The organism is Enterococcus sp. DIV1314a (assembly GCF_051713805.1).
In the GTDB taxonomy this organism is placed as follows: domain Bacteria; phylum Bacillota; class Bacilli; order Lactobacillales; family Enterococcaceae; genus Enterococcus_I; species Enterococcus_I aquimarinus.
The window spans coordinates 1,546,071-1,559,799 of sequence record NZ_JBIOQP010000001.1 but is presented as its reverse complement, the minus strand read 5'-3'; the positions used below and the strand labels follow the sequence as shown (position 1 = coordinate 1,559,799).

The 13,729-nt window shown below is 31.2% G+C and carries 13 protein-coding genes; all 13 read right to left on the bottom strand.

Features of this window, described 5'->3' with window-relative positions:
- Positions 1 to 286 precede the first annotated feature (286 nt).
- On the bottom strand, positions 287 to 1,231 hold the full coding sequence (locus tag IGI68_RS07365; RefSeq protein WP_438731926.1) for a glycosyltransferase: 945 nt from the start codon (positions 1,229 to 1,231) through the stop codon (positions 287 to 289).
- A 29-nt stretch (positions 1,232 to 1,260) separates the two neighbouring features.
- Complete coding sequence (locus IGI68_RS07360; protein ID WP_438731923.1) at positions 1,261 to 2,637, bottom strand: hypothetical protein; 1,377 nt, start codon at positions 2,635 to 2,637, stop codon at positions 1,261 to 1,263.
- A gap of 66 nt (positions 2,638 to 2,703) precedes the next feature.
- Positions 2,704 to 3,291, bottom strand: coding sequence for a hypothetical protein (locus IGI68_RS07355; protein WP_438731920.1), 588 nt, complete (start codon positions 3,289 to 3,291; stop codon positions 2,704 to 2,706).
- Between the two features lie 24 nt (positions 3,292 to 3,315).
- Positions 3,316 to 4,152: a dTDP-4-dehydrorhamnose reductase gene (rfbD, locus tag IGI68_RS07350; protein WP_438731917.1), complete on the bottom strand. Its 837-nt coding sequence runs from the start codon at positions 4,150 to 4,152 to the stop codon at positions 3,316 to 3,318.
- A 49-nt stretch (positions 4,153 to 4,201) separates the two neighbouring features.
- Positions 4,202 to 5,230, bottom strand: a complete 1,029-nt coding sequence (gene rfbB / locus IGI68_RS07345; protein ID WP_438731914.1) for a dTDP-glucose 4,6-dehydratase — start codon at positions 5,228 to 5,230, stop codon at positions 4,202 to 4,204.
- A 13-nt stretch (positions 5,231 to 5,243) separates the two neighbouring features.
- Positions 5,244 to 5,825 (bottom strand): dTDP-4-dehydrorhamnose 3,5-epimerase, encoded by a 582-nt coding sequence (rfbC, locus tag IGI68_RS07340; protein ID WP_438731911.1) that lies wholly within the window; start codon positions 5,823 to 5,825, stop codon positions 5,244 to 5,246.
- Positions 5,826 to 6,695: a glucose-1-phosphate thymidylyltransferase RfbA gene (gene rfbA / locus IGI68_RS07335; protein ID WP_438731908.1), complete on the bottom strand. Its 870-nt coding sequence runs from the start codon at positions 6,693 to 6,695 to the stop codon at positions 5,826 to 5,828.
- Positions 6,696 to 6,726: 31 nt separating this feature from the next.
- Entirely contained in the window at positions 6,727 to 7,854 is a 1,128-nt protein-coding gene (locus IGI68_RS07330; protein WP_438731905.1) for an EpsG family protein, read from the bottom strand.
- A 13-nt stretch (positions 7,855 to 7,867) separates the two neighbouring features.
- Complete coding sequence (locus IGI68_RS07325; RefSeq protein WP_438731902.1) at positions 7,868 to 9,064, bottom strand: glycosyltransferase; 1,197 nt, start codon at positions 9,062 to 9,064, stop codon at positions 7,868 to 7,870.
- A complete protein-coding gene (locus IGI68_RS07320; protein WP_438731899.1) occupies positions 9,057 to 9,923 on the bottom strand; it encodes a glycosyltransferase family 2 protein in 867 nt (288 codons plus the stop codon). Before IGI68_RS07320 ends, IGI68_RS07325 begins: the two co-directional genes overlap by 8 nt.
- An 18-nt stretch (positions 9,924 to 9,941) precedes the next feature.
- The gene (locus IGI68_RS07315; protein WP_438731896.1) at positions 9,942 to 10,640 is read right to left on the bottom strand and encodes a sugar transferase; all 699 of its coding nucleotides are present in this window, start codon (positions 10,638 to 10,640) and stop codon (positions 9,942 to 9,944) included.
- A 72-nt stretch (positions 10,641 to 10,712) separates the two neighbouring features.
- A complete protein-coding gene (locus tag IGI68_RS07310; RefSeq protein ID WP_438731893.1) occupies positions 10,713 to 11,639 on the bottom strand; it encodes an LCP family glycopolymer transferase in 927 nt (308 codons plus the stop codon).
- Between the two features lie 252 nt (positions 11,640 to 11,891).
- On the bottom strand, positions 11,892 to 13,718 hold the full coding sequence (locus IGI68_RS07305; protein WP_438731890.1) for an LTA synthase family protein: 1,827 nt from the start codon (positions 13,716 to 13,718) through the stop codon (positions 11,892 to 11,894).
- Between the last annotated feature and the right edge of the window lie 11 nt (positions 13,719 to 13,729).

Here is a 13,729-nt window from a genome sequence, read left to right as displayed (position 1 = left end):
GTAATAAATAGAATTATTTTTAATTTCTGTATGTATTACACTTTAGTGAAATTAATATCTAAATTAATACCATGTACAAGTTGAATATAAGATAAATTAGTTAAACATTATAGTTTTATTGTCTAAAATATTTAACTAATTTTGCTTATTTGATTTTCAAAAACGAATCGACTTTTCATATAATGAGTTTATAATATCAAATATATAAATTTCTTCATTATTTTTAGACTAGTTTTTTTAGAATTAAATTAATACCTATATCTTTCGAATCTTAATCATGTATTTCTTAATCTTGACGACTGCATTTTTTTATCGTATGACTAACTTTTAATAAATCAAAAAAATACATCCGGAAATATCTAGAGATAATTAAACCTTTTAATGATACAAAGAATTTCATTATTTTATTAGAGTTATATTTCCCTCTAATATTATATAAAATATTAGAGTACTTTTCTTTTTCTTTAGAATCAACATTTATTATTTTTTGTACTTCATTAAAATTGAAACTATCTACACCAGATTCTTTTCTCTCAAGATATAATTTTTGAATGTAAGTTGTACTAAGCTGAGATACTAATGCATTACCATATGACATACTATTTTCTCTTATCCTATATTTCAGTACTGTTTCTGGAAATTGATAGATATTTAAACCTTGACTCATTAAATTTAAAATAAAATCATAATCTTCTGCAGCAGGAAAAGGACGATATCCACCTATAATTTCAAATGCTTTTCTAGTCATAAAAAAAGTCGGATGAATCAAATCATTGGCTACCTCAAGAAGTTTCTTTAACTGTTCAATTGTATATTCAATATTTTTAGAGTATTTTATAATATTGCCTGTTTCATTAATAATATCGACATTTCCACATAACAAATCCACACTATTATTTTCTTCCATAAAAGTTATTTGCTGCATAAATCTATTAGGATAAGCAATATCGTCCGCATCCATACGCGCTATATATTCCCCCTCACTATATTCATATGCTTTATTTAGGGATTTTGCAAGACCGATATTATTGTCATTAATAATCAACTTAATTCGTCTATCTTCTTGTTCTTTTTTTTGTAAAAACTGAACTAATGATTTATTTTTAGGATTATCACAAACAATGATAAATTCAAAATTTCTGTACGTTTGAATTAAAATTGATGTTATAGCATATTCTAACCACTCATTCGGTTCATTATATACTGACATTAACACTGATATTTTTTTCACGAAAAATACTCCTACTTTCACATAATAATTTAACGAATAATTTTATATTTTTTTATATCAGGTAAAAATAGAAACAGAATTACCAATAAAAAAATCACTATAGACAAGAAAATATTTTCAAAGTCAGAAACAAAAATAAATGCTAGCGTTCCTATAACTTCTCTAGTGATATTAACCATGTATTTTGTTTCTAATTTTATTGATAAATATATTTCCCCTAGAATGGATCTGAACATAATCCCTAGTAGCATACTAAAAACAACCATATTTAAGTTATTGAAAATAATTGCTGAGAAATATGCAATGATACCACTAAAAATCGCTGTAAAGAAGTTTAAGTACATAATAAATCGCTCTTTCCTTAATGCCTTCAAAAATGTTAAATTTAATAATGAATTATTACTTTCAAATATACATATAGGAAATAAAAAGTATAAGTAAGTAATTCCAAATGAATATTGAGGTAACCAAAATTCTAAAAGAGGCTTAAATAAGAAGAAAAAAGCTGACAATAAAAACAGAAAAAAAGTTAACCAATATCTTGAATTAACATATATCATTTGATATTTCTCTTCCGTAATCGTCTTTAATAATGGAAACATGACAATTCCTATAGCGTTAATAAATACTAACGCTATATTGGATACGCTAATTGCTAATGAGATTTGAGCAAAAATTTCAACTCCCCATTGATAATCAACTAGCCATCGAGATACACCTAGAATAAGCAAACCTAAAATATACGCAATTAAGATAGCTCCACCCGAAAGAATATTTTCTTTTATTTCAAAAAAAATAATTTCTTTTTTTATTTTAGTTGATGTAGAGCCATATAGATTTTCAACTTTGGTAAAAGAATAAATTAAAGATAAAAATTTACTTACTAAATCAATAAGTATCAATCTCTCCCATGAAAAACCAATGAATATTAGTATTATAAATAAAAAAATAAAAATAATATTTGCTAGTATTAATATGATGGATGATTCTTTTACTCTATTAGTTGCTTGTAATATATAAATGTTATTTGTACGTATATTAAGTATGAAAACTGATACGCTAAATGCTATAGCTATAATTTTATTATCAAAAATAAATAGACTAAATAATATTAGTAAAATTGAAATCATTAACTGAAAGAACAAAAATAATGTGTTAATTTTTTTAAATACGTTTTCGTCTAAAGAACTATAATCTTTACCGCCATATCTAAGATAAACCCCATCTGGAAATCCTAAATGAAAAAAACTAACATAAGATCCATATAACAAATACATCTGCCAAAATCCGTATTCTACCACTCCGATGTTTTTGGGAACAATAAAAATCAATACTGTTGAAATTAATAAGTTTAAGCCATTAGCGGAAATTGAAAACAGTATATTTTTTACTAGCAATCTATTCATATAAATTTTTCCTCTCCTTGCTATGAATCAGATTCTTTATAGTAATTCTAATTGACCATCTTTTACTTATTTCCATTTTATAGATAGCTCAGAATGTTTATTGGGATAATTATAAGAAATTTTCTTAGCTGGAATACCGGCATGTACAGTATTCTGTTCAGTTATATCACTTAAAACTAAAGAACTTGCTCCTATCGCTACGTTGTCAGTTATTTTTGCACCTAATACTCTAGCATCTAACATTAATATTACATTGTCTCCTACTACAGATTGCTTACCATTAGATTGACCAATAACCACTCCTGAAGACAGTGATACATTCTTACCTATTTTAGATTTATCATTAATAATTATTCGACTTAAATGCCAAATCACTAGTCCTTCCCGGATACAATTTAATGGGATTTCAACATTATATTTTCTACATAACAATTTATATCTATAATAATAAATTGTTCCCAATATTCGTAACAATTTATTATTTTGATTACTTAAATACTCAGTTTTTCTTAAACATATCTGGAATTTCCAAATATAATCTACTATAGGAATAATACTAGGTTTCTTCTTGTGTATATTTGAAGCAAGTTTATCACACTCTAAATAATATTTTAAATCAGATTTAGTTAATATTCTGTATTTTTTATCTAACATTTAGAACAACTCCCATTTAAATTTTTACTTAGAAAGAAACGATGATAATGCTTCTTCCCAACTAATAATCTCAAACCCTAACTCCTCACTCTTACTCAAATCCATAATTGAACGCTTCGGGCGAGTCGCTTTTTGTGGGAATTCCTCGGATGTTATCGGGAGTACTTCAACATCAGTATTTTCTTTTAGAATTTCTTTCGCAAATTCATACCATGAACAAGATCCTTTATTCGATAAGTGATATACGCCATACGGTGCTTCTTTTTCCACAATAAATTGCATAAATTCGGCCAAGGTTCGCGTCCACGTTGGCCGACCTACTTGATCACTCACAATGGTTAAAGTCTTTCTATTTTCTGCTAATTTTTGCATGGTATAAACAAAATTTGATCCATATTGCCCAAATACCCAGGACGTTCGAATAATATAATACTGGGTTAACAGTTCTTGAATCACTTGTTCTCCCGCTAGTTTTGCTTTTCCGTACTCATTTTGAGGGTTCGTAGGCGCATCAACGCTATATTCGCCTTCACCTAACAATCCATCAAAAACATAGTCCGTACTAATATAAACTAAAGTCGCGCCAACTTCCTTCGCAGCTAGTGCAATATTTTTCGTACCATCAATATTGACAGCTTGATTTAATGCTTTCCCTTCATCCTCTGCTAAATCAACCGCTGTATAAGCCGCACAATGAAAAATGATACTTGGTTGAAGTGCTTTAACGAAATGTGATACCTGTTCAGCATTGGTAATATCCAAATCAGCCATTGCAGTCCCCACATACTCAATCCCTTGTTCATCTAACAGATGACATAGTTCCATTCCTAGCTGACCTTTGGCTCCAGTTACTAAAATCATGGCTTTCATCCTTTCAAAAAAAGCAGGATTTCTCCTGCTACTATCGTTCTTATTGCCCTTGCTCTGCGTAAAGTTGTTCGACCGCTTCTTTTTCTGCTTGCCACCATTGTTGATTTTCTTGATACCAAGCAATCGTTTCGGCTAATCCTTCTTCAAAATTCGTAAAAGAAGGTGTCCATCCCAATTCGTTACGTAGTTTCGAAGAATCGATTGCATAACGCAAATCATGACCTGGGCGATCCATAACATGGTCATAGGCATCTTTCGATTGCCCCATTAACTCCAATAATAGTTCAATGACTTCTTTGTTATTTTTTTCGCCATCAGCACCAATTAGATAGGTTTCGCCAATTTGTCCTTTTGTCAAAATCGTCCATACTGCAGAAGAATGGTCTTCGGTATGAATCCAATCTCGAACATTCTTCCCTTCCCCATAAAGTTTAGGACGAATCCCACTCAAGATATTTGTGATTTGACGAGGAATAAATTTCTCGATATGTTGATAAGGTCCATAGTTATTGGAACAATTCGATAATGTAGCCTGTAAACTAAAAGAACGGACCCAGGCTTTTACTAACAAATCAGAACCGGCTTTCGTTGCTGAATAGGGACTAGACGGATTATAAGGGGTCTTATCCGTAAATTTCTCGCCGATTCCTTCTCCATTACCTGGTAACTCCTCTCTTAGCGGTAAATCGCCGTACACTTCGTCAGTAGAGACATGGTGGTATCGAACGTTATATTTACGGCATGCTTCAATCAAAGCATACGTTCCAATTAAGTTGGTTTGCACAAAAGGATACGGATTTCTCAAAGAATTATCATTATGCGATTCTGCCGCATAGTGAACGACAGCATCTGTTTTTTCGACTAATGAGTCTACAAGCGCCATGTCTGCGACGTCACCTACTACTAATGTCACACGATCTTCAGGAAGACCTGCTAAATTCTCTTTATTTCCGGCATAAGTTAATTTGTCTAAAACAGTCACATGGACTTCAGGATGATTACTTACGACATAGTGAACGAAATTAGAACCAATGAATCCTGCGCCACCTGTTACAATGATATTTTTCAATGTCTTCTTCTCCTTAAATCGCTCCATAAATAAATGGATTTTCTTTGTCAAAAGTTGCCAATGTTGGGTGTTGTTTGTCTTTATCAGACAAAATCGCCTTCGATAAATCGAGCGGCCAATCAATCCCTAACGCCGGATCATCAAATGCAATTCCCGCATCAGCTTCGGCACTATAATAATTATCACATTTATATAAAAAATTCACGTTGGGCGTAAGCGTCACAAAACCATGTGCAAAGCCTTTTGGTACTAATAATTGTCGCTGATTATCCGCTGATAATATATAGCCTTCAGACTTCCCATAGGTCGGAGAGCCTTTTCGAATGTCGACAATCACATCTAGGACTGCTCCTGAAACGACACGAATCAATTTTGTCTGTGCCGCTTCGCCTTTTTGGAAATGCAACCCACGAATGACACCTGCTTCAACTGATAGCGAATGATTATCTTGCACAAAGTCAAATGTGATACCAACTTCGTTAAATGCTTCTTTTGAATAACTTTCTGTAAAAAAACCACGATGATCGCCAAAAACAGCCGGTTCTATAATTTTAACATCCATTAGATTCGTTTCTGTTACTTTGATTTTTGCCATTTATTCTTCTCCCACCAATCGCAATAAGTATTGTCCGTATTGATTTTTCTTTAACGGTTGGGCTAATTTAATGACTTCTTCTTTGGTAATATATCCCATACGAAAAGCAATTTCTTCTAGACAAGCTACTTTTAAGTTTTGCCGTTTTTCAATTGTTTCGATAAATAATGACGCTTCGAGTAGTGATTCATGTGTACCCGTGTCTAACCAAGCAAACCCTCGACCCATTACTTCAACCGATAAATCGCCACGCTTTAAATAAGCTTTATTGATATCCGTGATTTCTAATTCCCCACGAGAAGAAGGTTTAATGTTTTTCGCAATTTCAACGACATCATTATCATAAAAATAAAGTCCCGTTACCGCATAGTTGGATTTTGGTTCTTCAGGTTTTTCTTCAATGGATAAAGCGCGCATTTCTTGATCAAATTCGACCACTCCAAATCGTTCCGGATCATTCACATGATATCCAAAAACAGTCGCACCATTTTCTTTTTCAGCAGCTCGTTGTAAAATTTTTGATAAACCACCACCGTAGTAGATGTTATCACCTAAAATTAAGCAGACACTTTCTCCCCCAATAAATTCCTCCCCAATAATAAAGGCTTGGGCCAAACCATCGGGACTAGGTTGAATCGCATACTCTAAATGAATCCCTACTTCTTTCCCATCACCAAGGAGTTCTTGAAATCTCGGCGTGTCTTGTGGGGTCGAGATAATTAAAATTTCTGTAATTCCTGCCAACATCAAAATCGATAGTGGATAATAAATCATCGGTTTATCATAAATGGGCATGAGTTGTTTTGAAGTTGCTTTTGTTAGAGGATAAAGACGTGTGCCTGATCCTCCAGCTAGAATAATACCTTTCATAGGTCCTCCTGAATAATACGTAATATTTTTTTTACCAACCTATAATTGAACTATATGGATAGATTTCATTAACGCCAGAATAGATTATTTGATAACACCAAATAAAAGTTAAAAAAGATATATATATAATCGTTGCATACTTACGTTCACTTACAGTAGTTACATAATTTTTTATTAAATAAGGAAATGAGAATATTTGGAACACTCCAAAGTAAAAACTCAATCTAGAAAATACAATATTAATAATTCTTAGCTGGTAAAATAGAAAGTCAAAAATCAACATAAGTAAAAAAAAGAAGAAAATATAATCATTACTTTTAATCTTGTTTATTTTTTTTACTGAATAAAAAATTAATGGTAGTTTCAAAATAAGAGCATTCAGAGAAAAACCTGCCCCTCTTTCACCTGTAAAATAAATACTGTATCGTTGAGGTAGTATATTTATATTCAATAATAATCTTGAAATTGGCTGTATTCCAATAACTATAAGTAATGAAACCATTAATAGAATTCCAAAAGTCTTTAAAGGATTTTTGGATTTTTTGAAAAGAAAAAAAACGAAAAACAATCCGACAGCAACTACTCCTGTTGAGTAGTGACTTAATAAGCTTAGCAATAAAAAAGGAATAGCTGCTTTAATTTTATTTTCTATCATTAAAGATATAGCAAGAATCATTAATCCTGTAGCCAGCGATTGTCTCATAATATTAAGTGTATAGGAGTAAAAAAATAATAAGTAAATTAGCCAAGAAAGGCTAGGATAAATTTTGTTTTTCAATACATAAGCTGCCATGTAGAAACAACTATTTATAATAAATGATAAGATAAAATAAAATATCCAATATGTATTAGTAAATCGAGAAACAACATAATTAATAAAAAGGTAAAAGGGCTCTAAACGAAAAATATCAATTGCATCAAAATAATATGAGATAAGTCCCGTTGAATTAGTCATATTATAAAAAACTGTATTTCCATATACTAAAACATCTGTGCCTATATTTTCCGATCTTAATCCAGCTAACAATGAAACTGAAAAAACAGCTAAAAAACTAAAGATTATACGCTTTTTTTTAGTATTATTTATAAAAATTTCATTATTATTATAGGAAACGAAAGAAAATAAAGTTGAAATAATAAATGTCCCTAAATATATCATATTTTATCTCCTACTATTTCTGTTTTTTTGAAAGAATAGATAGTTTTTCGAAAAATAATCTTCTTTTTAAATCTAGCTTATCAGGAAGGTATTCTAGAGCTTTTTGATAATTTTCTTTTGAAATATCATTATAAAAAACCGGATTTTCAATCAACTCTTGAATCTTTTCTGAGTAATTCGACGCTTCAAAATCTTGCACCAATAATTCTGATTGAACTAGTTCAGAATTTCCATTTACATCACTAGCAATAACAGGTAGTGATGCTGATAAAGCTTCTATTATAACTCTCGGTAATCCTTCTAACTTAGAAGGTAATAAAAAAATATCAGATTCTTTCAGTTGTTGAAATAAAGTCTCTCTGGAAGAGATTTTACCTAGAAATAAGACTTCTTTTTCTAAACCTAATCTTTTAGCCAGTTGCTCAAACTCTTCTTTTTTCTTACCTTCTCCAATTAATCTTAACTCAATGGAATAGCCTTTATCTTTTAAAATTTTTACTGTTTCAATTAATATATGTTGTCCTTTTCTATATGAATCCATAAACCCCACAGAAATCAAAATAAAGTGATTGCTTTCTGAATTCATGGGTAATCGTTCGAATAAATACTCTTTTTCTATTACAACGTCGGATACACCACAAGTAAAGTAATCATCATTAGAGTCTTCATATGCTTTAGCGTTAGGTGGATATTCTTTTTGTAATGCTTCTTCTGTTACATATAAGGTAGCATTTGCTTTTTTAACGAGTTTCTTTGCTTCATTATCAATAATTTTATTTACTTTTTTAGCAATAAAAGAATCGTCTTCAATAAAATATGTAGCTCCCATCATGAACTCTACGCTCGTAATTTTATTTTTAGGAATAAAACGATATAAAAAAATGGTTAGCATAGAGGGCGCCCGTAAAAAAATCACTTCAGCATCACTACATGCTTTTCTGAATTTACTAACGATTTTAATACTTTTCATAAGCATCTCTTTTGGTCCCCTAAAATCCGGGATTTCTATGAATGATAAGCGATCAGTATTAACTTTCAATTCTTTAACTACATTATTTGATTTTGAAACTCTCGCAAAAACAATGACTTCATCAAAATATTCTAAATATCGATTAAAGATTTTCTCGTTTAAAACCCTTGTAGCATAAATCTCTCCTTTATCATTCTTAATAAAATGCTCTTCTTGTACCATAAGTAACTTATTAGCCAAAATAATACCCCACTTTATGTCCTATAAATTTAGCTGAATTTCTTATAATTGATTTAGGAATAAGTAAAATTTTTCCTTTTGCAATCAAAAATTTTATTTCTCCTAAAACTAATTTAATACCATTACTTGATGTTTTCCCATAATTATCTAAAATACCTGAATTCTTTTTATAAAATTTCCCGATCTCTTTATATCGTTTATATTCATCTAATACATCATAATTGTGAGTATGATATACTTTTGCTTCTGAGCAGTATCCCACACTATAACCTGCATTAATAATTTTATGTGCTATCAACATATCTTCTGATACTTCAGTAGTATCTTCGAAAAAATCAATTTGTTTTAATATACTCAAATTATATATTGCAAAAGCATCTGAACTGAAAATCGTTTTGATACCTTGCTCTCTTATATCAGCTTTTGTTCGTGTATAACTATGAGAAGAATAATTAAAAGAACGAGCGTAGTACTCAAATAAGTTTCCAGTACTCAAATCCACTTCTTGTCTACCATATACAACACCCAACTGAGAGTCAGATACAATATAATCAATTAATTTTGATAGTGCTCGATTTTGTAGATACACATCTTGCGTCATGAATATTAAATAATCATATCCTTTTTTGCTATATTCAATCGCTATTTTTCTTCGTGTTCCACCATGACTGAATTCTGACTGATCAATCACTTCAATATCACAATTAAATTCTTTTGCTATCGCTACTGTATTATCGACAGATGTCGAATCTATTATTTTAATGGCATCAACTAAATTTCGTTGTTGATTAATTAATGTTAAAACCGTCCGAAATTCATTACCTGCATTATACGTTGGTATGGCTAACGCTACTTTCAATTCTTTCTCTCCTAACAATTAATAAGCACTATTTGGCTTAATCATTACCCACACTGTTTTAAACAAAATCCATAAATCAGTTCTTAGGCTTAAATTTTGGATATATTTCATATCTAACTCAACCATCTCATCAAAGTCTAAATCATTTCGACCACTCACTTGCCATAATCCTGTACAACCTGGTTTGATTAAGAGACGTTGTTTATCATATGGTGTGTATTCTGCTACTTCTCGTTCCAATGGTGGCCGAGGACCAATTAAACTCATATCACCTTTGATTACATTCCAAAGTTGGGGTAACTCATCGATACTAAATTTACGAATCGTTTTTCCAATCTTTGTCACCCTGGGATCCTCTTTCATTTTAAACATAGCACCTTCAACTTCGTTCTCATCTAGGAGATTTTCTAACAGCTCCTCTGCATTCGTCACCATCGATCTGATTTTGTACATTTTGAATGGTTTTTCATTTAACCCGATTCTTGTTTGGCTAAAAAATATCGGTCCTTTTGGATCTTCGAATTTCATCAAAATCGCAATAATTAGAAAGAGTGGCGAAAGTATGATTAATCCAATTGAACTACAAATAATATCCCCTATTCGTTTAACTACAAAAAAACAATGATTTTGACGCAACTTAATCATACTTATTTTTCTCCCTTGTGGTGTTATTAGCGAATCGGATACGATTGAATCGCTAACTTTACTTTGCTCCATAATTATCCCTCTAATCTGCACTTAAATACCACGACAATATTTTCATAGTCATCGTGGTATATTACTCTCATTCTATTGTAAATTCATTTGATCTTTTAGTTCCGCTTGAACTCTAGTAAGTTCTTCATCAGAGACACGTTGGTAAGAGACACCATCTTGCATAAAGCCCTCACCCTGAAGCTGATCCATTTGAATGGTAGAAAAAGCGTCACGGTAATCTAAGGCAATTTTTTGCATAGTAGAAAAATCCATATCAGTTTTCATATTATCAGATATCGCGTCTAATATGCTTTGATATTTTGTCATACTATTCATTGAAATCAGTTTTTGCATAATGCCTTGAATGACTAAACGTTGACGTTCTTGACGTCCGTAATCCCCTCTTGGATCATCATAACGCATCCGAACAAAAGCTAGTGCTTCTTCCCCATTTAATTCGATTTGGCCAATATCAAAAGGAATCCCATCAATAGTAAACGCTAAATCGTTATTAACCGTTACACCTCCAACAGCGTCAACTAAGTCTTGAATACCTCTTAAATTGATTGCCGCATAATGATCAATCGGAATATCGAGATATTTTTCTAAACTATCCATTGACATCGCAGGTCCGCCGAAGGCATAGGCATGGTTAATTTTGTCATAAGTACCATATCCAACAATCTCCATATAGGCATCTCGCGGAATACTAACCACTTGAGTTTTATTATCTTTCGGGCTGACCGTTGCGACCATGATGGCATCAGAGCGTCCGGTATCAGTACGTCCCAAGTCTCCGGTATCGACACCCATTAGTAAAATAGAAAAAGAATCTTTATTGTTGAGGTTGACTTCTTCTTTCCGTGAGACACCTGTTTCTTGACGTTCGACAGTTTCATATGTCTTATCGACACTGCCTTTTACATCAAAATAAATTTTTGTTGCAAAGGCCGTTACACCGATGACTAGCACTAGTAATACTCCGAGAATCCCTATAAAAAACTTCTGTACTTTTGACATTTTACTTCCCCCATTGTCTTTAAACTGGAAATGAATAATGATTTATTTCACATTTTTTTATTTTTATCTTTATGTAAAAAAAGACATACAAATTGATTATACGATTTGTTGTAAAAAAAAGGAAGGTTTATTGTAGTTTTTAAGAGCTTTTAGAGTAAAAAAAGTAGAAAAACCTCTTAAAATAGGCCTTTTCTACTTTTCCCACTATATTCAGAAACTTAATTGTAATATTTAACAGCTTATTGACATACTTTATTTAGTATCTTCATAAAGTAATTTAATATCTGTTCCTTGCATAATATATCTAGAATAAAAAGGTGATTTCTTCTTTAACTCCTCTAATAAAGTTTCGTATGTTAATTTTTCTGCTAACGTTTGTTCGTCCGAAAATAAATTAGTACCCAACGCTAGTCTATTCCCTTCAATTTCAACACCTAAAGAAGCTAAAGTCGTTGGAAACATATCAACTGCTGTAAAAATTCTATTTTTTTGATTATTTGCTTTATTTTGAGAGTTTAAAAATACATTATAGACTGTTCTAGAATATTCTAGACTATCATTTACAAAAAAATCCACATCCATCGTCAAATGATCTCCAACAATCACAACGGTAGTATTATCATAAAAATCCTGATCTTTAATCCAAGTTAGAAATTCCATAACTTGTCGATCGTTATCATGAATAACATTACTATATTGATCTCCAAATAAATCTGGTGTTTCTTCCGTTAAGTAGCCATCTTCAAAATGTGTATCAGTAGTCAACATGGTGAAGTTGAATGGTTCTTCTTGATTAGATAACTCTAGTAAAGATTCTTTAGCAAATTCAAATAGTTTCCGATCTTCATATCCCCACCATACACGATAGTCTTCAGGAATTAGACCTTCTTTTTTCGCCCAATTGTAGTCTCGAATCTCATAATTACCATGTTGCTCAAAATATTTATTCCGGCCTGCAAATTCACCTTCAGAACCAATAAATAACATTTGATTATATCCTTCTTTATCTAGAACTTCTCCTAGAGAATAAGCTCCTGGCAAGAAATCTTGTCCTTTACTACCGTAATCATTCGTATTTAATGACTCTGAGGATGCGATCAATGGAATCCCTGAGGTTTGGGCGACCATCGAACTTGCAGTAGCTCCTGCTCCAGTTAGATACTTCATCCCACCTAACGTTTCTTTATCTGAAAAGTGTATCCCTTCTTCTAATGCCAGTTCGGTTAAATTGGGGATAAGATTATTTTGCTTTATACCGCCTAAATCTTGTGACGCATAACTACTTTCCATTGATTCTAAAAAAATATAAATCAGATTTCTTTTTTCTTCGGGAAAAGTTAAACTTACATTTTCAGTATCTACAAAATACTCTTCATAAAGAGTCGTTTTTTCAAAATAATATGATTTGATATCTGCATAACCAATTTTTTGAATACTCAACCCAGTGCTTAATAAGACGACTACAAGACTAGCCATTGCCAATGTAATATACCTATTTTTTTTACTCATTTTTGAAAATCTTATTTTATAAGTACTGAATAAATAATAAATACTCGCTAAAATACTAGTAATAAATATGGCATTCAAAATGGGACTATACAAATAGTTAATAATTTGTTGGTTATCTGTTCCGGTGATTGGGGAATTTAACATATAAATAATTTGGTCAAATTCTAAATTCCCAAAACTTTTTACGGCCCAATGACTACTGAAAAATAATAAACTACCGAAAAATACTGGAACTAATAATACAAATAACATTAAGGTTTGTTTGATTTTTGATTGCTGATACATCTCAAATAACCGCGAAGTTTTAAAGTTAATATAAAATTGAATTACATTAAATACAAATAAACTACCAAAAAATGTTAAAACAGTATTTAGTCTATTCACTGACAAAGAAATCAAAAATATTGTATTATTATTAAATTCACGTAAATTAAAAATACGCCACAATAGCAAAATTATTATTGTTGACATCCACACAGAATAAATCAATAAGCCTTTCCTATTTTTTATGTCATTATTTTTTAAGAAGATATTTAAAAAGATTGTTTGTATAAGTATCGTCAGTAACATTATTACACTCC